At 63.9% G+C, this 21,974-nt stretch carries 18 protein-coding genes; 7 read left to right on the top strand and 11 right to left on the bottom strand.

The features are described 5' to 3' along the window. Positions 1–2 precede the first annotated feature (2 nt). Positions 3–743 (top strand): heparan-alpha-glucosaminide N-acetyltransferase, encoded by a 741-nt coding sequence (locus CFP68_RS01295; protein ID WP_099823646.1) that lies wholly within the window; start codon positions 3–5, stop codon positions 741–743. 93 nt (positions 744–836) lie between these two features. On the opposite strand, the gene CFP68_RS01300 is transcribed toward CFP68_RS01295, so the two are convergent. The 4 genes from CFP68_RS01300 to rplM form a co-directional block, all read right to left on the bottom strand. Next, positions 837–1,724 (bottom strand): DMT family transporter, encoded by an 888-nt coding sequence (locus tag CFP68_RS01300; RefSeq protein ID WP_099823649.1) that lies wholly within the window; start codon positions 1,722–1,724, stop codon positions 837–839. Next, positions 1,721–3,646, bottom strand: coding sequence for an acyltransferase family protein (locus CFP68_RS01305; protein ID WP_099823651.1), 1,926 nt, complete (start codon positions 3,644–3,646; stop codon positions 1,721–1,723). The genes CFP68_RS01300 and CFP68_RS01305 overlap by 4 nt, the downstream gene beginning before the upstream one ends. Positions 3,647–3,723: 77 nt before the next feature. After that, positions 3,724–4,230 (bottom strand): 30S ribosomal protein S9, encoded by a 507-nt coding sequence (gene rpsI / locus CFP68_RS01310; protein ID WP_099823653.1) that lies wholly within the window; start codon positions 4,228–4,230, stop codon positions 3,724–3,726. A gap of 2 nt (positions 4,231–4,232) precedes the next feature. Then, a complete protein-coding gene (gene rplM, locus CFP68_RS01315; protein ID WP_099823655.1) occupies positions 4,233–4,694 on the bottom strand; it encodes a 50S ribosomal protein L13 in 462 nt (153 codons plus the stop codon). Between the two features lie 354 nt (positions 4,695–5,048). Between rplM and speD the strand changes: the two genes are divergently transcribed. The 5 genes from speD to gluQRS all read left to right on the top strand — a co-directional run bounded on the left by speD (position 5,049) and on the right by gluQRS (position 11,857). Continuing rightward, positions 5,049–5,561, top strand: a complete 513-nt coding sequence (gene speD, locus CFP68_RS01320) for an adenosylmethionine decarboxylase (RefSeq protein WP_099823657.1) — start codon at positions 5,049–5,051, stop codon at positions 5,559–5,561. Between the two features lie 162 nt (positions 5,562–5,723). Next, on the top strand, positions 5,724–6,578 hold the full coding sequence (speE, locus tag CFP68_RS01325; RefSeq protein ID WP_099823659.1) for a polyamine aminopropyltransferase: 855 nt from the start codon (positions 5,724–5,726) through the stop codon (positions 6,576–6,578). A gap of 168 nt (positions 6,579–6,746) precedes the next feature. Continuing rightward, complete coding sequence (gene gyrA, locus CFP68_RS01330; protein WP_099823662.1) at positions 6,747–9,494, top strand: DNA gyrase subunit A; 2,748 nt, start codon at positions 6,747–6,749, stop codon at positions 9,492–9,494. 102 nt (positions 9,495–9,596) lie between these two features. Beyond that, positions 9,597–10,952 carry a methylenetetrahydrofolate--tRNA-(uracil(54)-C(5))-methyltransferase (FADH(2)-oxidizing) TrmFO gene (gene trmFO / locus CFP68_RS01335; protein WP_099823665.1) on the top strand — a complete coding sequence of 452 codons (1,356 nt, stop codon included), beginning with the start codon at positions 9,597–9,599 and terminating at the stop codon, positions 10,950–10,952. Next, on the top strand, positions 10,919–11,857 hold the full coding sequence (gene gluQRS / locus CFP68_RS01340) for a tRNA glutamyl-Q(34) synthetase GluQRS (protein ID WP_099823667.1): 939 nt from the start codon (positions 10,919–10,921) through the stop codon (positions 11,855–11,857). The genes trmFO and gluQRS overlap by 34 nt, the downstream gene beginning before the upstream one ends. Before the next feature lie 28 nt (positions 11,858–11,885). On the opposite strand, the gene hisI is transcribed toward gluQRS, so the two are convergent. Beyond that, positions 11,886–12,245, bottom strand: coding sequence for a phosphoribosyl-AMP cyclohydrolase (gene hisI / locus CFP68_RS01345; RefSeq protein WP_099823669.1), 360 nt, complete (start codon positions 12,243–12,245; stop codon positions 11,886–11,888). Positions 12,246–12,316: 71 nt separating this feature from the next. On the opposite strand from hisI, the gene CFP68_RS01350 reads away from it, so the two are divergent. Then, complete coding sequence (locus CFP68_RS01350) at positions 12,317–12,766, top strand: iron-sulfur cluster assembly scaffold protein (RefSeq protein WP_099823672.1); 450 nt, start codon at positions 12,317–12,319, stop codon at positions 12,764–12,766. A 135-nt stretch (positions 12,767–12,901) separates the two neighbouring features. Here CFP68_RS01350 and CFP68_RS01355 read toward each other — a convergent pair whose 3' ends face one another. The 6 genes from CFP68_RS01355 to sciP all read right to left on the bottom strand — a co-directional run bounded on the left by CFP68_RS01355 (position 12,902) and on the right by sciP (position 21,964). Continuing rightward, positions 12,902–15,214 (bottom strand): VWA domain-containing protein, encoded by a 2,313-nt coding sequence (locus tag CFP68_RS01355; RefSeq protein WP_099823674.1) that lies wholly within the window; start codon positions 15,212–15,214, stop codon positions 12,902–12,904. Between the two features lie 78 nt (positions 15,215–15,292). Further along, a complete protein-coding gene (locus CFP68_RS01360) occupies positions 15,293–15,715 on the bottom strand; it encodes a hypothetical protein (RefSeq protein ID WP_099823676.1) in 423 nt (140 codons plus the stop codon). 720 nt (positions 15,716–16,435) lie between these two features. Then, complete coding sequence (recG, locus tag CFP68_RS01370; RefSeq protein WP_099823679.1) at positions 16,436–18,526, bottom strand: ATP-dependent DNA helicase RecG; 2,091 nt, start codon at positions 18,524–18,526, stop codon at positions 16,436–16,438. Next, complete coding sequence (ligA, locus tag CFP68_RS01375) at positions 18,523–20,637, bottom strand: NAD-dependent DNA ligase LigA (RefSeq protein WP_099823681.1); 2,115 nt, start codon at positions 20,635–20,637, stop codon at positions 18,523–18,525. Before ligA ends, recG begins: the two co-directional genes overlap by 4 nt. A gap of 245 nt (positions 20,638–20,882) precedes the next feature. Next, positions 20,883–21,596, bottom strand: a complete 714-nt coding sequence (ctrA, locus tag CFP68_RS01380) for a response regulator transcription factor CtrA (RefSeq protein ID WP_099823683.1) — start codon at positions 21,594–21,596, stop codon at positions 20,883–20,885. Positions 21,597–21,685: 89 nt separating this feature from the next. After that, positions 21,686–21,964: a CtrA inhibitor SciP gene (gene sciP / locus CFP68_RS01385; RefSeq protein WP_099823685.1), complete on the bottom strand. Its 279-nt coding sequence runs from the start codon at positions 21,962–21,964 to the stop codon at positions 21,686–21,688. Between the last annotated feature and the right edge of the window lie 10 nt (positions 21,965–21,974).

A 21,974-nucleotide genomic window follows, 5' to 3' on the forward strand; every position in this document is an offset into this window, starting at 1 on the left:
CCTTGCGCATCGCAGAGTCCGACCCGGGCCGGCCCCGCGTCGCCGCGATCGACATCGCGCGCACGGTCGCGTTGCTTGGCATGGCGGTCTATCACCTGATCTGGGATCTGATGCTGTTCGGCCTGATTCCCGCCGAAGTCGCGCTGTCGGGCGGCTTTCGCTGGCTTGCGGTGGTGGTCGCGGCCAGCTTCCTGTTCCTCGCCGGTGTCAGCCTGATGCTGGCCCATGGGCGGCACCTGAACGTGGCCAAGGCGCTGAAACGGATCGCGGTGATCGCCGCCGCCGCCGCGCTTGTCACCGTCGCGACCTGGTTCGCCATGCCCGACGCCTTCGTCTACTTCGGCATCCTGCATTCGATCGCGGCGGCGTCGCTGGTCGGTCTGCTGCTGTTGCGCCTGCCCTGGCTGGCCACGTTGGCGATCGCGGCCGCAACCTTCGCACTGCCGCAGGTGGTGCGCCATGGTGCGTTCGATCACCCCGCCCTGCTCTGGACCGGACTGCACGTCACGGGCCGTGCCACCGTGGATTACGAACCGTTCTTTCCCTGGGCCGCCGCGACCTTCGCGGGAATCGCCCTGGTGCAGGCCACGCGCCGCTCGGCCTTCTGGACGCCGCGTCCGGTGGGTCGCACCGCCCGCCGCCTCGGCTGGCCCGGCCGCCACAGCCTTGCCATCTACCTGATCCACCAGCCGGTCCTGATCGCGCTGGTCTGGCTGACCGTTCAGATCCGCCTGGCACTCTGAGCAATCGGCAATCCGTCCTCTGACCTTCTTACTGACCCAAATACTCCCGCCGGAGGCATCCGATAGCGGCCCCGCCGTGCCGCGTCCCCGGGATCAGGGCCGCGTCACCAGCCAGACTCCGCCCCCGGCCAACGCCAACCCCGCCCAGGCCAGGGCCGGCATGCTTTCGCCCAACAACGTCCAGGCGATCAGCCCGGCAAGCGGCGGAACCAGGAACATCAGGGCCGACACGCGCGCCACCTGCCCCGCGCGGATCATCGCCAGCAGCAGGCCGACCGCGATCACCGAATTGCCGATGACCAGATACACCATCACCGCGGCGAATTCCCATGACCAGTTGATCGGACCGGCGTCCTGCATCAGCCAGAACGGCAGGATCCCGATGAACCCGGCGCCATAGCCGATCAGGTTGGCCGTCACCGGATGATGGGACAGGCCGAACCGCTTTTCCCACAGCGTGGCCGCGGTGATTCCGGCAAGGCCCAGAACGGCCAGGGCGAACCCCGCGACCGGCGGCGCCCCGATCTCGAGCCGCGCGACGATCACGAGGACGGCGCCGGCCAGCGCGAGGATCAGACCGATCCACACCCGCCGCCCGACCGACTCGCCGCTCCAGCGTGGCGCGATCAGCGCGACCAGGATCGGCTGCAGCGACATCAGCAACGCCGTCATCCCGGCGGTGACCCCGGCCTCCAGCGCAAGGTAGGTCAGACCGAAATACACCGTCTGGATCAGCAACCCGACCAGCGCCAGATGACCCCAATCCGCCGCCCGCTTCGGCAAGGGCGGGCGCATGACGCCGAAAAGCGCTGCCATGATCGCGACCACAAGCGCATAGCGCAGCGCGAGGATGCTCATCGGCGGGCCATGCTCCAACCCGATCTTGGCGACGCTATAGCCACCCGACCAAAGCGCGAGGAACACCAGCGGCGCGACGTTCGACAGCCACCGGGGGCCTGTGGGATCTCCGCCCGTCGTCATCGCGAAGAGTCTCGGCCGGTCAACAGATCGGCAGTCAACACGTCACGTTCCAGCATCAGCGACACGACACGTGACGCCCCGTCCAGGGTGTAATGGCCATAATCCCACGAAATCGGCTGTCCCTCGTCGCCAAGTGCGTGACAGGCCGTCGGATCGCAGAGCACGTCCAGAAGATCGACATAGGGCACACCGCCTGCCTTGGCGGCCGCTGCAAGGGCCGCGTTCCGGGCCCGCAGTTCAGGTTTCAGGCGCGCGTGCAATGCGGTGGCGTAATCGTCGGCGTCGGAGATGCGCGCCAGGATCGCCGGCACGGCCGGGGAATACTCGGGCGTCGGGCCGATCACGACGATGGTGTCCACGAATTCACCCAGCGCGTCGAGTGTCGCGCCGATGTCCGAGGCGTCCTGCGTCGTCCAGCGGGCCGACAGGATCACGGCGTCAATGCCGCCTCGCGGCAGCGTCTCGGTCAGCAAAAGGTCCACGAGGCCGGAACACGCGGGATCCTTGTCCGCCGCGGCGATATGTCGGCAATTCGACGCCGTCGCCTGAAGCAGGTTGACCTGCGGCAGGTGGCGTGACAACGCGCGCCAAAGGTGCGCTGCATGTGAATCACCCAGCAACAGGACGTTGGGGCGTGACGGATCCAGCGCCAAACAGGTGTCGGGTCGATAGTCGGCAAATCCGGTGCCGTCGGCGCCTGGAAAACAGGTGGGAAACCGATAGCCCGCATTGAAGGTATCACTGTCGCGATAGTCCAGAAACGAAAGCATCTCGCGTTGCTTGTCGCTGCGGGTGGCGTTGAAGACCGCGGTGTTGTCGGCGCCAAGACCGAAGGCCACGAACACCGCGCCACAGATCAGGCTTGCCCCGAACAGATCGCGCCGGCGTGCCAGCGCCTTGCGCGGGCCGCGCCGGAAAGGCTGTTCGACGTATCGCCAGGTCAGCGCGGCCAAGCCGACCGCCACCACGCCCAGGGCCAGCATCAGCACCGGTCCCGGCTCCGCCACGCTTTGGATGCGTGCGAAGGCGAACAACGGTTGATGCCAGAGATAGGCGCCATAGCTGACCAGTCCAACCGCCACCACCGGTCGCGCGGCGAGCCAGGGACCGATGACCTGTCCGGGGCGCGCGAACAGGATGATCAGGGCGGCTCCGATCACCGGCATCAGGGCGAACAGCCCCGGGAATGGCGTCGTTGCGTCATATCCGAAAACCGCAACGGCGATCATTCCCAGACCGGCCGCGGCCAGCCAATCATGCCCACCGTTGTGATCGCGCCCCCAACCCCGCGATCGCGACAGGACCGCGCAAATCGATCCGGCCATCAATTCCCAAAGCCGCGCACCGGTGAAGAAGAAGGTACGTTCCGGCGCCACCCGAAGGCCGTATTCAGCGAGAGCAAGACTGGCGATCGCCAGCGCCACGAACACCGCCAGCATCCGCCGCGGGCTGGCCCGTCGGCACAGCAGCATGACCAGCGGGAACAGCAGGTAATATTGTTCTTCGACGGCCAGGCTCCACGTGTGGATCAGCGGCTGAACGTCCACGGCCGGGGCGAAGTAATCGACCTGGCTGAGGAAGTAGAAGTTCGACAGAAACAGGGCGACGGTTCCCGCGCTTTTGGCGAAATCGTTGAATTGCGACGGGATCATCCAGACCAGAGCGAAGGGAACACAGGCGGCCATGACGAAAAACAGCAGCGGCAGGATGCGCCGCGCCCGCCGTTCGTAAAACCGCACCATCGAGAAATCGCCGCGCGCCATGTCGTCCAGCATGATGCCGGTGATCAGGTAGCCGCTGATGACAAAGAAGATGTCGACCCCGACGAACCCGCCCGAAAAGGTGGCAAAGCCGGCGTGAAACAGGATGACGGGCACCACGGCAACAGCGCGCAGTCCGTCGATCTCGGGTCTGTATTTCATCCGGGCCCACCCAATGAAAACGGGCGCGTCCCGAAGGACACGCCCGCCGCGATGGTGTCAAAGCTGTCGGCCAAACGTCAGCGCTTGGAGAACTGGAAGCTCTTGCGGGCCTTGGCCTTGCCGTATTTCTTGCGTTCCACGACACGGCTGTCGCGGGTCAGGAAACCGGCCGCCTTCAGCGCGCCGCGCAGGGACGGATCATAGAGTTGCAGCGCCTTGCTGATGCCGTGCTTGACCGCACCGGCCTGACCGGACAGGCCACCGCCCTTGACGGTTGCGTAGACGTCGAATTGGCCTTCGACGTTGGCCACCGTGAACGGCTGGCGCAGGATCATCTGCAACACCGGACGCGCGAAATATTCGGCGTAGGGAATGAAGACACCCTTGCTGTTGCGGATCAGGAACTTGCCCGATCCCGGCTTGATCCAGACGCGGGCGACCGCATCCTTGCGCTTGCCCGTGGCATAGGAGCGGCCGAATTCGTCGCGCACCTGTTCGTGCAGCGGCGCGGAGTCGGGCGTGGCGAGATCGGCGCCGGAAACGGCGGCGTTCAACTCGTCGAGGGATTTAATTTCGTCGGCCATGCTCATGCGCTCCGGGTGTTTTTCTTGTTCAGGACTTTCACGTCCAGAACGTCGGGGTTCTGCGCCTCGTGGGGATGATCACCACCGGCATAGACGCGCAGGTTGGTCATCTGCTGGCGCGACAGCTTGCCGCCGGGCAGCATCCGCTTGACGGCCATGGTGACAACCCGCTCGGGGTGCTTGCCTTCCAGGATCTGGCCGGTGGTGCGCGACTTGATCCCGCCCGGATAGCCGGTGTGCCAATAGTTCGGCTTGGCCCGCTTGTTGCCGGTCAGTTGAACCTTCTCGGCGTTGATGACGATGACGTTGTCGCCCATGTCCATGTGCGGCGTGAACGACGGCTTGTGCTTGCCCCGAAGGCGCATGGCGATGATCGAGGCAAGACGGCCCAGAACGACACCTTCGGCGTCGATCAGGATCCATTTCTTGTCGATATCCGCCGGGGTCGCGGTAAAGGTTTTCATGTGAGCGTCCTGTAAAGTAAGAGAGCGCCGCAGGGGCGCCGTCCGGATGGCGTGGTTCTAACCGACTGCGCGCCACAGTCAATCGGCATCTGCGCAATTAAAACGCGCGTTTTCAAAGCGTTGTAAATACGGTATTTGAATACCCCACGAAAACGGCGCCGCGGCGGGCCAACTGCGGCCCGCGGGCAACACCCCACCCTCGGAACGCGGGCAAATGTTTCGAAAACGACTTGCACGGGGCGGAAATGACCCCTAGGTGCACCCTACGAGCGGGACCGATCCCAACCCCGGCCGACAGGTCGGGGGGGCGCTAAGGAACCACGGATACAATCTACTGGTAGAAAGGGGTCAGCCATGGATGGCGCGCACCTCTTCCAACTGGGGACTGGTCTGGAGACAGGCGCCCAAGCGGAAGATCACCACGGCAGCGATGCCGCGAACGCAAACCTGACTCGCGACATCTTCGACGAAGATCGCGACGATCACTTCATTCGCCGCGGCGGCAAGGTCTTTGCCGGCACACATCTGATCATCGAGGTGGTGAACGGCACCGGACTGGACGACGAGGCGCGGATTCAACAGGCGTTCCGCGATTCGGTCGACCTGTGCGGCGCGACGCTGCTGCATATCCACACCCACAAGTTTTCGCCCCAGGGCGTTTCCGGTGTGGCCGTGCTGGCCGAAAGCCACATCTCGGTGCACACTTGGCCCGAGATCGGGTATGGTGCCTTCGACGTCTTCATGTGCGGCGATGCCGATCCATGGCGCGCCGTCGATGTCCTGAAGGCGGCCTTCGCCACCGATGACGTGCGGGTGCGCGAGCTCTTGCGCGGCGATGGCCTGGTGTGCGAAGCCGCCGCCGCCTGAACATTGCGCAAGCCGCGGATGCCTTCGGCGAGAGTATTTGGATCAGTAAGAAGCCGGGCGTTGTTTCCGGCTTCTTACGCGCCATATTCGGCCACCGGCACTGAACGGCACCGACCGCCCGCCGTGAAAGTACGGCGCGCAACCAGACCGAAAGGAGCACCCATGACCAAGCTTGACGGCTGGACCCTTGAGCGGCTGCACGCCGATCATGCCCAGGCCCTGCGGGAAACGCGGGTGCTGTATGACAGCGCGACCGAGCATCAGCGGCTTCGGGTGTTCGAGAACCCGACGTTCGGGCGGATCATGACGCTGGACGATGTCGTGCAGGTGACCGAGGGCGACAATTACATATACCACGAGATGCTGACCCATGTTCCGATCCTGGCCCATGGCACGGCGAAGCGGGTTCTGATCATCGGTGGCGGCGATGGCGGCATGGCGCGCGAGGTGTTGCGCCACGCCACCGTCGAACATGTCACGATGGTGGAGATCGATGCCGGCGTCGTGGAGTTTTCCAAGCAGTATCTGCCCGCGATTTCCGACGGCGCCTTCGACGATCCCCGCCTGAAGCTGGTGATCGCCGACGGCGCCGCCTTCATGCGCGACACGGCGGGCGGTTTCGACGTCATCATCGTCGATTCCACCGATCCCGTCGGGCCGGGCGAGGTTCTGTTCACCGACACGTTTTATGGTCATGCCCAACGCGCCCTGACGCCGGGCGGGATCCTTGTGACGCAGAACGGTGTGCCCTTCGTGCAGGGTGATGAGTTGACGAACACGATGCGCGCGTTCCGGGCCCTGTTCGCCGATGCGACCTGTTATCTGGCCACCGTGCCGACCTATGCCGGCGGGCCCATGGCCTTTGGCTGGGGCACGAACGGCGATGCCCGGCAGGTTCCGCTGGCCGAGCTTGAATCGCGGTTCCGCACCGCGGGGCTGACCCCCGGGTATTACACGCCCGAGGTGCACAAGGCCGCCTTCGCCCTGCCCGGCTATGTGGCGCGCCTGATGCCCTAGGCTGGAATCCCGGCTTTGCGTATTTAACTTGCCCGTCATAACAATGCGTTGGCGGACCCGGCACAGATCGGGGCCGCGAAACGACAGGCAGCGATTGCACCCAACATTCAGGCTCTGGTATAGTGCGGACAACAAAATATAGTTCCCAGACCAGAGGCATCGAGCGACGTGAGCGATACGCCAGAACCCCCTGAAAACGATGGTGAAAATGTGCCGGCACCGGTGTCGCCCACCGGGCCGACGATTTCCGTCGCCGACGAGATGCGCACGTCATTCCTCGACTACGCGATGTCGGTCATCGTCAGCCGTGCCATTCCCGACCTGCGCGACGGGTTGAAGCCGGTGCATCGCCGGATCCTCTATGCGATGCATGAAACCGGCAATACCCACGACAAGAGCTATCGCAAATCGGCCCGCCCGGTGGGCGACGTCATGGGCAAATACCACCCCCACGGCGATTCCGCGATCTACGAGGCGCTGGTGCGCATGGCCCAGGACTTTTCCATGTCGCTGCCGCTGCTGGACGGTCAAGGCAACTTCGGGTCCATGGACGGCGATTCCGCCGCGGCCATGCGATACACCGAGGTGCGCATGGATCGCCCGGCGCAAAGCCTGCTCGCCGACATCGAAAAGGACACCGTCGATTTCCAGGACAACTACGACGGCAAGGACCGCGAGCCTTCGGTCCTGCCGGCGCGCTTTCCCAACATGCTGGTCAACGGCGCGGGCGGCATTGCCGTCGGCATGGCCACCAACATCCCGCCCCACAACCTGGGCGAGGTGATCGACGCGACGCTGGCCCTGATCGAGAACCCCGACCTGACGTCCGAAGACCTGATCGACTATGTCCCGGCGCCCGATTTTCCCACCGGCGGCGTGATCCTGGGCCGCTCGGGCGCGCGCAAGGCCTACCTTGAAGGGCGCGGCAGCGTCATCATCCGCGCCAAGACCCGGATCGAGGAGATCCGCAAGGACCGCTATGCCATCGTGCTGGACGAAATCCCATATCAGGTGAACAAGGCCACGATGATCGAGAAGATCGCCGATCTGGTGCGCGAGAAGAAACTGGAAGGCATCTCTGCGGTCCAGGACGAATCCGACCGCATCGGCGTGCGCGTGGTGATCGAACTGAAGCGCGATGCCACGCCCGAGGTCGTTCTGAACCAGTTGTTCCGCTTCACGGCAATGCAGACCTCGTTCGGCTGCAACATGCTGGCGCTGAACGGCGGGCGGCCCGAACAGCTGACCCTGCGCGATTTCCTGTCGTATTTCATCGGCTTCCGCGAAGAAGTCGTGGCGCGACGCACCGCATTCGAATTGCGCAAGGCGCGCGAGCGCAGCCATATCCTGTGCGGCCTGGCCGTCGCCGTGTCCAACGTCGATGAGGTCGTGGCGACGATCCGCGCCTCGCTGGATCCGGCCGAGGCGCGCGCAAAGCTGATGGAGCGGGCCTGGCCCGCCCACGAAATCGCCCCCTTCATCCGGCTGATCGACGACCCCAGCCATACGGTGAACGAAGACGGCACCTACAACCTTTCCGAAATCCAGGCCCGCGCGATCCTGGAGCTGCGCCTGCAACGCCTGACCCAGCTGGGCGTCAAGGAAGTCACCGACGAGCTTGAGGAACTGGCCGCCAAGATCAAGGATTACCTCGACATCCTGCGCTCGCGCGAGCGGATCATGGCGATCATCTCGGACGAGCTGAGCGAGGTGCGCGAACAATTCGCCGTGCCGCGCCGCACCGAGATCGTCGACTGGTCCGGCGACATGGAAGACGAAGACCTGATCGAGCGTGAAGACATGGTCGTCACCATCACCCAGTCGGGATACATCAAGCGCACGCCCCTTCACGAGTTCCGCAGCCAGCGACGCGGCGGCAAGGGCCTGTCGGGGATGTCCACCAAGGACGAGGATGTCGTTACCACCCTGTTCGTGGCCAACACCCACACGCAGCTTTTGTTCTTCACCACCGACGGCATGGCCTACAAGCTGAAGACCTGGCGCCTGCCCATGGGCGGACGCACCTCCAAGGGCAAGGCGATTGTCAACATCCTGCCGATTCCCACCGGCGTTTCCATCGCGGCAATCATGCCCGTGGACCGGGACGAAGCGGATTGGGACGAGCTCCAGATCGTCTTCGCCACCTCCGCAGGCACCGTCCGGCGCAACAAGCTCAGCGATTTCACCAATGTGAACCGCGCCGGCAAGATCGCCATGAAGTTCGAGGGAGAACACGAAGACACCAAGCTGATCAACGCGCGGATCGCTTCACCTGACGACGACGTGATGCTGGTGACCAATTCGGGTCGCGCGATCCGCTTCCGCTCCAGCGACGTGCGGATCTTCAACAGCCGCGCGTCGGTCGGCGTGCGCGGCATCCGCCTGTCGGGCGATGATCATGTGGTGTCGATGGCCGTGATCCGCCACTTCAGCGCCACCCCCGAGGAACGCACGACCTATCTCAAGATGCGTCGCGCCATGGCGGGTCTGACCGACGACGTCGAGGTCGACGACGAAGACCAGGCGGATGAAGATCAGAACTTCACCCAGGATCGCTATGCCGAGATGTCGGCCGCGGAGGATCTGATCCTGACGATCACGGCACAGGGATCCGGCAAGCTGTCGTCATCCCACGATTATCCCGTGCGCGGTCGTGGTGGTCAGGGTGTCATGGCCATGGATTCACGGATGCGGGGCGGACCGCTTGTCGCCTCCTTCCCCGTCGACATCCACGATCAGATCATGCTCGCCACGTCCAAGGGGCAATCGATCCGCGTTCCGGTTCAGGGCATCTCGTTCCGCTCGCGCGCCGCGGGCGGGGTCAAGGTGTTCGACACCGGCCCGAACGAGGAAGTCGTGAGCGTCGCATGGATCGCCGAACAAGGCGAAGACGACCCCGAAACACCGATCGAATGATACCGACCTCCGGCGGGGCGACAGGTTTTTTCTTGCCTGAAATACTCCCGCCGGAGGCTCCCGTCCTTTCAAAGTGCGCCCATGCCCGCTACATCCCGTTCCATGAACAAGACAGTGAACATCGTGGGCGGCGGCATGGCCGGGTCCGAAGCCGCCTGGCAGGCCGCCAATGCCGGTTTGAACGTGGTCATCCACGAGATGCGCCCCAAGGTGGGCACCTTCGCCCATCGCACAGGCGATCTGGGCGAAATGGTATGCTCCAACAGCTTCCGCTCGGATGACAGCGAACAGAACGCCGTCGGGCTTTTGCATTGGGAAATGCGAGCCGCGGGCGGCCTGATCATGGCCATGGCCGACAAACACCGCCTGCCGGCCGGTGGCGCCTTGGCCGTCGATCGCGATCCTTTCGCCGCCTCGGTGACCCAGGCGTTGATGTCCCATCCCAACATCACCGTCGAACCCTCTGAAATCACGTCGCTTCCGGCAGACGGCCACTGGATCATCGCGACCGGCCCCCTGACCTCGGGCGCGCTCGGCGCGGCGATCCGTGCGGAAACCGGCGAAGAGGCGCTGGCCTTCTTCGATGCCATCGCGCCCATCGTCCACTTCGATTCCATCGACCTGTCGAAGGCCTGGATGCAATCGCGCTATGACAAGGGCGAGACCGAGGAAGAGCGTACCGCCTATCTCAACTGCCCCATGGACAAGGCCACCTACAACGCCTTCATCGACGCGCTGCTGGCCGCCGACACGACCGAATTTCACGAGGGTGAAACCGCCGGCTATTTCGACGGCTGCCTGCCGATCGAGGTGATGGCCGAACGCGGTCGCGAGACGCTGCGTCACGGCCCGATGAAGCCGGTCGGCCTGACCAACCCGCATCAACCGGATGTGAAGCCCCACGCCGTGGTGCAACTGCGGCGGGACAACAAGCTTGGCACGCTCTACAACCTCGTCGGCTTCCAGACCAAGATGAAGTACGGCGCGCAAACCTCTGTCTTGCGGATGATTCCGGGCCTTGAGGACGCGCGGTTCGCCCGTCTCGGCGGGATTCACCGCAACACCTTCCTGAAGTCGCCGGTCCTGCTGGACGACCAGATGCGCCTGAAATCCCGGTCCAACATCCGCTTCGCCGGCCAGATCACCGGCGTCGAGGGTTATGTCGAATCCGCGGCCATGGGCCTGCTGGCGGCACGTCTCGCCATCGGCGAACTCACCGACACGCCGCTGCCGCCGGTGCCCCCGACCACCGCCATGGGCGCGCTCGTCTCGCACATCACCGGTGGCGCCGATGCAAAGACCTTTCAGCCGATGAACGTCAATTTCGGCCTCTTTCCCCCGGTCGATGGGCTGAAAGGCGGGCGTCGCGGCCGCAAGGACCGCTACAAGGCCTATACCGACCGCGCCAAGGCCGACTGGACCGCATGGCTGGCGACGCAGGCCGCCGTTCCGGCGTGACCCTCACCACCCGGTTCGCGCCGTCGCCCACCGGGCCGCTGCACCTTGGCCATGCCTATTCCGCCTTGCTGGCGCATGACATGGCGCGCGCCGAAGACGGCCGTTTCCTGCTGCGGATCGAAGATATCGACCCGGCGCGCTGCCGGCCCGAGTGGGAGGCGCGCATCATCGACGATCTCACCTGGCTCGGCATCCGGTGGGACGCGGAACCGATGCGCCAATCCGAACGCCACGCCGCCTATGGCAGCGCGCTGGATGATCTCTGGTGCCGTCATCTGCTGTTCGGTTGCTCCTGCACCCGCCGCGATATCGCCGATGCGCTGTCGGCGCCGCAGGAAGATGGCGCACCGATCATCGGGCCCGACGGCCCGGTCTATCCCGGCACCTGTGCGCCGGACGACCCCGCCGCCCCCCGCCCATCGGTCAGGCCAACGCACTGCCATCTGCGTCTCGACATGACGGCCGCCCTGATTGCATGCCAGGAACAGATCGCCACCCCCTCGGCTGACGATCCCGGCTTGGCGTTCACGGAAACCGGTCCGCACCATCACGGGCGCGTCGTCACGCCGCCCACCTTCTATCGCGACCACATCGGCGACATCGTCCTTGCGCGCAAGGATTTCGGCACCTCCTATCACCTCTCGGTCGTTCTGGACGACGCGGCGCAGGGCATCACCCATGTCGTGCGCGGTGAAGACCTGTTCGAGGCCACGCGCATCCATGTCCTGCTGCAACACCTTCTTGGCCTCGCCACCCCGGTTTATTACCATCACGGTCTGATCCGCGACGACAGCGGCCGGCGTCTGGCTAAACGCGACGACGCCCGCGCCCTGGCCAAGTACCGCAGCGAAGGCGCCACGCCCGACGATATCCGGCGCATGGTCGGTCTTCGCCCTTCTTCCTGACCGAAAACTCCCGCGCGCGCTTGTGCCGTTACACCATGGGCGCCATGATCTCGGTCTCTTCACCCTCACGGATCGCAGTATAGAAACAGGACCGCCGGTTGGTATGACAGGCCGGCCCCTCCTGGCGCACCAACGCCAGAAGACAGTCGCGATCGCAATCTAGCCGCAGTTCGACAAGGTGCTGCACATGGCCGCTGGTCTCGCCCTTGACCCAGAAGTCACCGCGCGAGCGTGACCAATAGGTGACCCGTCCCGAGGCCAGCGTGCGCGCCACGGCGTCGGCGTTCATCCACGCCAGCATGAGAACCTCGCCGGTTTCCGCCTCCTGCGCGACGACAGGAAGAAGACCGGCGGCATCGAAGCGAAGACTGGCAGGGTCAAAGGACATCGGGCAAACCTTTTCAACAGGGGGGATCCGCTCTATCTACGGGGCATGGGCGACAAGGGAAAGCAGATGCCATGGCCGAGAGCGATCTGATCAAACTGTATTCGGGACGTATCCTGGCGCTGGCTGCGGACATGCCGCACACGACCCCCCTTGCGGCGCCCCAAGGCAGCGCGCGCAAACGCTCGCCGCTGTGCGGCTCGACGGTGACGGTTCAGATCGTGACCGAGAACGGGCGCATCTCGGATTATGCCCAGGACGTCAAGGCCTGCGCGCTGGGACAGGCCGCCGCGTCGGTCGTGGGCGCGAACGTCATCGGCCGCAGCCGCGCTGAAATCGAACACGCCCGCAGCCAGTTGAAGGCGATGCTGACCGCCGGTGGCCCGGTCCCGGACGCGCCCTTTGACGGTCTGGAAGTCCTGCAGCCCGCCAAGGATTACCGCAATCGTCACGCTTCGATCATGCTGGCGCTCGACGCCACGGCCGAGGCATTCGCCGAGGTCGAGAAATCCGCCTGCGCCTGACCCGTCGCATATGATAGCGTCTTCCGCCGCACTTGGCTGCGGCATGGGCTGCTGGCCTTGAAGATCGATCCCCGCCCAAGAAAATAGCCGGAGCCAAAGGCCCCGGCTATTGCCGTGTCGTGTCAGGTCGGGTCTTCAGAAGATGAAGTCATCCTCGACCAGCGAGATACGGTTGACGTTTTCCAGCGTGATCGTGTTGCCGTTCATCTGGTCGATCACCACGTCGCTGCCCACCTGGGTCAGATGGTTGTTCAGCAGGTCGTTGAAGTTGGCAATTGCATTGACCCCACGCAGGTCAATCACGTCGCCTTCCCGGTTCGCGCCGCGGAAGTCACGCACCACGTCGTTTCCATCACCCGAGCGGAACACGAACTGATCCGCTCCGCCGCCGCCGGTCAGGGTATCGTCACCGCGTCCACCGTCGAGGATATCAGAGCCACCGCGGCCCAGAAGCTTGTCCTGACCGTTGAACCCCCTGAGGGTGTTGCTGACGGCATTGCCGACCATGATGTTGGCCAGCGCGTTGCCGGTGCCGTCGATCCGGTCGACACCGATCAGGGACAGGTTCTCGATATTGGCGCCCAGCTGGAAATCGACGGAACTGCGCACGGTATCGCGGCCCTCGTTGCGGAATTCGCGCACGACATCGCCTTCGTTATCGACAAAATACAGGTCCGAACCCCGGTTGCCGAACATCTGGTCGGCGCCGGCACCGCCTTTGAGCGTGTCGTTTCCGCCGCCGCCCGACATGATGTCGGTGCCGTTGCCACCGAACAGGCGGTCCAGGCCGTTGCCGCCATCCATCCGGTCATCGCCGTTGCCACCGAACAGAACATCGGCCCAGGCACCGCCGTCCATCACGTCATTGCCGTCACCGCCGATCAGCGTGTCATAGCCGACGGCATTGGCCTCGTGTTCGACGATCTGGAAGGTGTTCACGATCGTGCGCCCCGGATCCGTGGCAATCGCACGCACCGTGATACGATCGTCTTCCGTCGCGTTCAGCCCGTTCAGCGTGCCCCCGAATTCGAACCGAAAGCCCAGGGGCGTCTGGATCAGGTCGGCGGCCGGGATGTTACGGGCCACTTGCCCGTTGACCAGAATGAGAACGCGTTCGATGTCGGCGCGGGTGATGCCCGAGTCGACCAGTTCCCCGCCCAACGTGGACGGGTCGAGGATGATGGTGGTCGAGTTGTTGTCGATCCCGTCATCCAGAAGGTCCAACTGCTCTTCCGAGGCATCGGCGCCGACGCCGAACGAGCGGATCGTCGCGTTGATGCCGTTTGTGTCGAGAAGCGTGGTCACCTCGTCCGCAAAGCTGGTGCTGCCGCCGCCGTTTTCACCGTCGGACATGAAATAGAGAACGTTCTGGCCCTGATCCTGATCCTCGAAGAAATCGATCACCGGGTTCAGGCCGCTCTCGAAGCTGGTGCCGCCGTTGGCCCTGAGCCCACGCAGCGCGTCGATGACGTCGGGCGTGCCGTTTCCGTTGTTGTCCGCGTTGGCGATGCCCCGGAAGATTTCCTGTCCCGAACTGTCAAAGCGCGTGAGCGAGATGTTGGCGTCGCTTCCAAGCTTGCGGTTGATGGCGTTGATCAACTGGACCAGGCCTGCGATTTCAGCATCCAGAATTGTGTTCGCAACACCATCGCCGTTCTGATCGGCGACCTGGCGGGTGCCCTGGAAAGTTCCGCTGGTCGATCCCGAGGTGTCGATGACCAGCGCGATGTTCAGGATCTCCGACGTCACCGGCGTGCGCGACACATAGCCCTGCAGGGGCAATGTCGTGCCGTTGGCGGCATCTGGCACGGTCAGGCTGACCGAGAACTCCTGGCCGGTCGACTGGGCGACGCGCGTGTTGGTCGTCGTGACCAGCGAGGTGTTGTTGTCACCCGACAGGATATCGTCGCCGTTTCCACCAAGCAGAAGATCATGCCCCTGGGCCCCGACCAGCAGGTCGGCACCGTCGTCGCCCATCAGGACATCAGCGCCGTTGCGCCCGAAGATCAGGTCGTCGCCGCCATTCCCGGAAATCAGGTCGTCGCCGCCGAACCCGGTGATCGTGTCGGCATAATCGCCGCCATCCAGGATATCGCGGCGGGCCGTGCCGTTCAGCTCCACCCCATACACGGGATCATCCACGAACCCGGTGTCGAAGTTGACGACCAGGCGCAGTTCATCCGGGCTCATGCCGTCGGTCGCGCCATCGCCGAGGTTCTTCAGGATGTCGGCTTCGGCTTCGGCTTCCGCCATGGTGTTGTTCTGGGTCAGGAAATGCATGAAGATCTGCGTTTCACCCGGCGCGAGATCGAAGTCATAGCCATAGCTGACATCGTCAAAGTTGAAGGATGCCGCAGACAGCGCGTTGGCCCTGCCCGACTGAACGACATGGGTGACCACCGGGTCACCGCCGCCGTTGTCGTCGGTGATGATCCACTCGTCCTGCACGTCGAATATGGCGTCACCGCTGGAGGTGACGGCAATCGTGCTGCTGTCCGACCCAAGGTCGGTGTCAATCGTCAGCGACTAGGTGTCACGGGCCGGGCCGTTGTTGGTGACGATTTCGAGATACCGCGCAAACCCGCCGGTCGTAGGCACGTAGATTTTGCGCTCGATCGAGAAATCACCGCTGGTGGCGCCGGTCAGGACGACCTCGCGGCCGTTGTCCTCGGTGAAGCTGTCGGGGAAGGAAAAGATCGACGGAATGGACGCGCCGCGATCGAACGCGTCGTTCGTCCCGTCGTTTATCCGTCCTCCGCCGTAGATGTCCCACTCAAAACCGTCGCCATCGAACAAGACGAATGGAAAATTCAAAGCCATATCAATACCCCCAAGGTTCATATTCTGCACGCCGTACCAGGCACCGGATATCTTGGTCACGGACCCTTGAAACACGACCCGGCCCAAGACCCGGCTAAAGCCACCGGTCACCCATTCGTGATTTTGCATTCAAAGATTCATTCTCGCAATACCTTTCACGGACCAGCACCCGGAGGGGACACGGCCGCGTCGCGCAATGCTGGTTCGCGCAGCCTTGTTTTTCTGGCCGATCACCGCGCCACGGCGCAACAAGGGGATTGTGACAGTTTGTCGCAGTGATCGGCACGCGGCCGCATATGGCCGAACCCGCGCCGATGATCTCCGCGCTTTCATCCCGCCAGATTCGCCGCGGATGCCCGGGCCCGTTGACCGGCCGCGGCCGCCGAATTCCGCGCAAAATTGCGCGGTACGGAATGCGACTGATGATCGGCGATCATGGCGAACCCGTGGGCGAAAGAAAAAAAACGCCGCGCATCCCGTGGGGATGGCGGCGCAAGAGTGATGTTCGACAGTGCATCCGTCAAACCGGGCAGGCAACCCGGCAAGGGGACAGAGCGACGCGTGGTTCCTCGGGGACAAGGGACGCGCGACGGATGCCGCGAACATTGGGCAGTGACGTAAACCTAGACAAATCCGGGCAGGTAAAGCCCGACAACAAGAAGCAGGGTCAAGGCAAGGACGCCGGCAAGATCCTGAACCAGCGTATCAGAGCGGCGGATCACCTTTCCAATCTGTTCCAACATCTCCGCGACCTCCCCTGTCTGCATCTCGTTCCTTGTTTGTTCCAGATTAACCCCTCTGTGTAAAGAACTTTATGAGAACATTCGTGAACAAAACAGGTCTTTTCGGCTAACCCACTGAAAGCAAACGGATCGCCTTGTCCTGTTCCATCAGCCACAGAAGATGGCGCGCGGCCTGACCCCGGGCACCTGTCAGCCCCGGATCCTGGGTCAACAGCGCCCGTGCATCGCGCTGTGCGACCTCCATCAGGGCGGCCTGACGTTCCAGGTCGGCAATGCGGAACCGCGGCAGCCCCGATTGTGCATGGCCGATCAGATCGCCCGCGCCCCGGATCGCCAGATCTTCCTCGGCGATGCGAAAGCCGTCTTCGGTCTGACGCATGATCTCAAGGCGGCGGCGCCCGGTTTCGTTCAGGGGCGCGCGATACAGCAGAACACAGGTTGATGCCGCGCTGCCCCGGCCGACCCGCCCGCGCAACTGATGCAACTGCGCCAATCCGAAGCTTTCGGCCCGCTCGACCACCATGATGGATGCGTTGGGCACGTTCACGCCGACTTCGATCACCGTGGTCGCCACCAGAACTCCGGTTTCGCCCGCGACAAAGCGGGCCATGGCGGCATCCTTTTCCGCCGGCGGCATCTGGCCGTGGACCAGACCGACGACGCCGTCGCCCAATGCGCTGCGCAAGGTCTTGAACCGCTGTTCCGCCGACGTCAGATCGACCGTCTCGCTTTCTTCCACCAGCGGACAGACCCAATAGGCCTGGCGCCCCGAAGCCACCGCCGTGCGCAGGGAATCGACGACCTCGTCAACGCGGCCGATGTTGACCAACGCCGTCTTGACCGGCGTGCGGCCCGGCGGCTTCTCGTCCAGGATCGAAACATCCATATCGCCATATTGCGTCAGGGCCAGCGAGCGTGGAATCGGCGTGGCGGTCATCACCAGGACATCGGCGCGCGTGCCCTTCGCGCCCAGTTCAAGCCGCTGGCGCACGCCGAAACGATGCTGTTCGTCCACCACGGCAAGTCGCAGGTCGTGAAACGCCACGTCCTTCTGAAACACCGCATGGGTGCCGACCAGGATCCCGATCTGCCCCGCCGCAAGCGCCGCAAGCTTGGCCGCCCGCTCGGCCCCCTTGTCGCGCCCGGTCAGCAACTCCAGAACGACGCCCGCCGCCTCGGCCAGTGGTTGCAGCCCTTCCACGTGCTGACGGGCCAGGATTTCGGTCGGCGCCATCATCACGCCCTGCCCGCCCGCCTCGACCGCGACCAGCAACGCCATCAGCGCCACCAAGGTCTTGCCGGATCCAACGTCGCCTTGCAGCAAGCGGTTCATGCGGGTGTCCGACGCCATGTCGGCGGCGATTTCGTCAATCGCGCGCACCTGCGCAGCCGTTGGCTGATAAGGCAGCGATTTCAGAACCCGGGATTTGTATCGTCCGTCTCCCCGCGTTATCCGCCCACGTTTTTTCCTTCGATCGACCCGGGCCAGGGCCAATGTCAGCTGATGCGCCAGCAGTTCATCATACGCCAGGCGCTGGCGCGCCGGCGTTGTCGCCGCAAGATCGCCCTGGGATGTCGGCGCATGGGCCTGGGTCAGCGCGCTGCGCCAATCCGGCCAACCCTCGCGCGAGACGAGACCGGGATCGATCCATTCCGCCAGCTCAGGCGCCAGCGACAGAACCGAGGCCGCAGCCTTGTGCATGGTGCGCTGCGTCAGCCCGGCGGTCAGCGGATAGACCGGCTCGAACCCCGGGATCGCGGCGGCGTCCTCGAGGGGCAGAATATGGTCTGGATGAACGATTTGCGCCATCGAATCAAAATGTTCGAGCTTGCCCGAAACGACGCGACGCGCCCCCACGGGCATTTGCCGTTCAAGATAGTCACCGCGCGCATGGAAGAAGATCAGCTGGAACACGACCGCCGCATCGCGAACCTCGATCCGGTAGGGCCGCCCACGGGTCGGCGCCGGCATGTGACGAAGCACCTCGACTTCGACCGTGACCATGGCCGCGGTCTCCAACCCCTGCACCGTGTCGTATCGCGTCCGGTCAATGCCGGAATTGGGCAAGGTGAACAACAGGTCACGGGGCGTCGCGATGCCGGCGTGTTCAAGGGCCGCTGCCGTTTTCGGACCGACACCGTCCAGCGATGTGAGCGTGGCAAAAAGCGGAAACAGAACCTCGGGCCGGGTGCTCATGCGGTGTCGATCAGGGCCAGCCAGCCGTCTTCGTCCAGGGTTTCGATGCCCAGTTCGGCCGCTTTCGCAGCCTTGCTGCCGGCGCCGGGGCCGGCCACGAGGATATCGGTTTTCGCCGAGACGCTGCCGGCGACCTTGGCGCCCAGCGACTCCGCCCGTGCCTTGGCCTCGGCCCGGGTCATCCGTTCCAGCGTGCCGGTAAAGACGACGGTTTTGCCCGCCACCGGGCTGTCGATCGTGCCACGCCGCACGGCCGGCTGCACGTCCAGATGCGCGACAAGCCGGTCGATCGCGTCACGTTCGGCGCCCGGCCGAAATGCCGTGGCCAAGGAATGCGCCATCACGTCACCGACACCGTCGATGCCCACCAGATGTTGCCAGGCGTCGTTCTTCGGCTCGGCCTGTGCCATCGCGTCGCGGAAGTCAGCCCAGGTTCCGTAATGGCCCGCCAGAAGGTTCGCGCCGCTTTCGCCGACATGCCGGATTCCCAGCGCGAAAATCAGACGCGCCATGGGAATCTCGCGCTTCTCCTCGATGGCGTCGAACAGGTTGTTCGCGCTCTTTTCGCCCCAGCCCTCGCGGTTCTTCAGCTGCTGCAGCCCTGTTCCGTACCGCTCACGCAGCGTGAAGATATCGGCCGGCTGCGCGATCCAGCCATCGCGGTAAAATTGTTCGACCTGTTTCGCACCCAGCCCTTCGATATCGAAGGCGGCGCGCGATACGAAATGTTTCAATTTCTCAACCGCCTGTGCCGGGCAAATCAACCCGCCGCTGCACCGCCGCACCGCATCGCCCGCCTCGCGCGGGGCGTCCGAGCCGCATTCCGGACAGGCCGTCGGAAAGTCATAGGGTTTCGCGCTGGCCGGACGTTCTTCCAGATCGACGTCGGCGACCTTCGGAATGACATCGCCCGCGCGATAGATCTGCACCCAATCGCCGATCCGGATGTCCTTGCCGCCCCGAATCTCGGCGCCGTTGGCGTCGCGGCCCGCGATGTAATCCTCATTGTGAAGCGTTGCGTTCGACACGACGACCCCGCCCACCGTGACCGGCTTCAGCCGTGCCACCGGCGACAGGGCCCCCGTGCGTCCGACCTGGATTTCGATGTTTTCCAGACGGGTCCACGCCAGTTCGGCCGGAAACTTGTGGGCGATGGCCCACCGCGGCGTGGTCGATCGATAGCCCAGCCTGCGTTGCAGATCCAGATCGTCGACCTTGTAAACCACGCCGTCGATATCGTAGCCCAAGGTCGCGCGGCGTTGTTCGATGTGCTGATAATGTTCCAGCATCGCGTCGATGTCCTGACACAACGCCGTCAGCGGGTTGGTCGAGAAACCAAGGTCGTGCAGCCGTTTCAACGCGTCGAACTGGGTGTCGGCCAGCGGGCTGGACAGCGTGCCCCACCCATAGGCGAAAAAGCGCAATGGCCGGCCGCGGGTGATCGCGCTGTCAAGCTGACGCAGGGATCCCGCCGCGGCATTGCGCGGGTTGGCAAATGTCTTGGCGCCAAGCTCTGCCTGGCGCAGGTTCAGCGCCGCGAAATCCTCGTGCGACATATAAACCTCGCCGCGCACCTCGAGGATATCCGGCGCGCCGCTGATCCGGTCGGGAATATCGTCAATGGTGCGCGCATTGGCCGTCACGTTCTCGCCGACCGCGCCATCGCCCCTGGTGGCCGCCTGGACAAGGACGCCGCCCTCATAACGAAGTGCAAGCGATAAGCCGTCGATCTTGGGTTCCGCCGTGAACGCCAGGGCCGACGTTTCTTCGAGACCCAGAAACTTGCGCACCGAGCGGGCGAATTCCGTCACATCGTCCTCGGAAAACGCATTGCCAAGCGACATCATACGCTGGCTGTGGGCGACTTTCTGAAACCCTTCGGCCACCGATGCACCGACCTGCTCCGATGGGCTGTCGTCGCGTTTCAGATCCGGGAACCGCCGCTCGATGGCCGCGTTTCGACGTTTCAGCGCATCATAGTCGGCATCGCTCAGATCGGGCGCGTCTTCGGTGTGATAGGCGGTGTTGGCTTCGGCAATGATCGCTGAAAGTCGGGCAAGCTCGGCCTCGGCCTCCTGCGCCGTCAGGTTCGCCACGTCCTTTTCCGCCATCGTCTTCCTCCGCATCACACCCGCCCGAACCGCACCCGCAGGTGGCCCGCGCCGGGATATCCGCAACCCGGCAGCAATGTGATAGGAGCGCATCGTGCGCCGGTCCAGTGCGTTGCGCCTGTTTTATCGCACCGACCTGTGCCTGACGCGATACATGGATGCCGAGCGGCGCAACGACCGGCACGACCGCGTGTGCGCCAGCGCCTGCCTTTCAGCAACCGGCCGCGTCGCCCGTCCCCCTCGTTTCAGGCGCTTGCGGCAATGCGCGGTTGATCCTCGTTTCGGTCGGGGTCACGCAGAACATATCCACGCCCCCAGACCGTTTCGATGTGATTGTCGCCGTCCGTCGCCTGGCTGAGCTTCTTGCGCAGCTTGCAGATGAACACGTCAATGATCTTCAGTTCGGGTTCATCCATGCCGCCGTAAAGGTGGTTCAGGAACATCTCCTTGGTCAAGGTTGTCCCCTTGCGCAACGACAGCAACTCGAGCATCTGGTATTCCTTGCCCGTCAAATGCACGGTCTTGCCGTCCACATCGACGGTTTTCGCGTCAAGGTTGACCGAAAACTTGCCGGTCCGGATGACGGACTGGGCATGGCCCTTGGAGCGGCGGATGATGGCATGGATCCGCGCCACCAGTTCTTCACGATGGAACGGCTTGGTAAGATAGTCATCCGCGCCGAACCCGAATCCCTTGATCTTGTTTTCGGTGTCGTCTGCCCCCGACAGGATCAGGATCGGCGTGTCGATCCGGGCCAGCCGCACCTGCCGCAAGACTTCGTGCCCATGCATGTCGGGCAGGTTCAGATCCAGCAATATCAGATCGTAATCATAGAGCTTTGCCAGATCCACACCCTCCTCGCCCATGTCCGTGCAATACACGTTCAGGTTGGCATGGGTCAGCATCAGCTCGATGCTGCGGGACGTGGTTGGATCGTCTTCGACCAGCAGGACGCGCATTGAACTCTCCGCTTATTGAAACTCCTCCCACAACATCGGGCGAAATGGTTAAGCACTGGTTACCATTACCAGCATCTACCATTTACACGTTAAAGTTGTCTATATTTTTGAAGCCGCGTGGTCTTCAACGCGGCCTCGCCATGCCGATCGACGGCCCGGGACCACGCCGCCAGTTCTTCTTCGGTCAACTGATAGGTTTCCATCGCCTCCTTATCGCTGATCAGCCCCCCGTTCACCGCCTTCACCACCGCCGCCTTGCGGCTGGCGACCCAGCGTTTCGTGTCCGGATCGGGCAGATCCGCCCGTGTCATCGTCTTTCCGCCCGGCAATCTGACGGCCCGCGGCCCTTCCAGTTTCTTCAGATACATCTTTCACCCC

Origin of the sequence: Oceaniglobus indicus (assembly GCF_002751875.1) — a bacterium.
GTDB lineage: Bacteria > Pseudomonadota > Alphaproteobacteria > Rhodobacterales > Rhodobacteraceae > Oceaniglobus > Oceaniglobus indicus.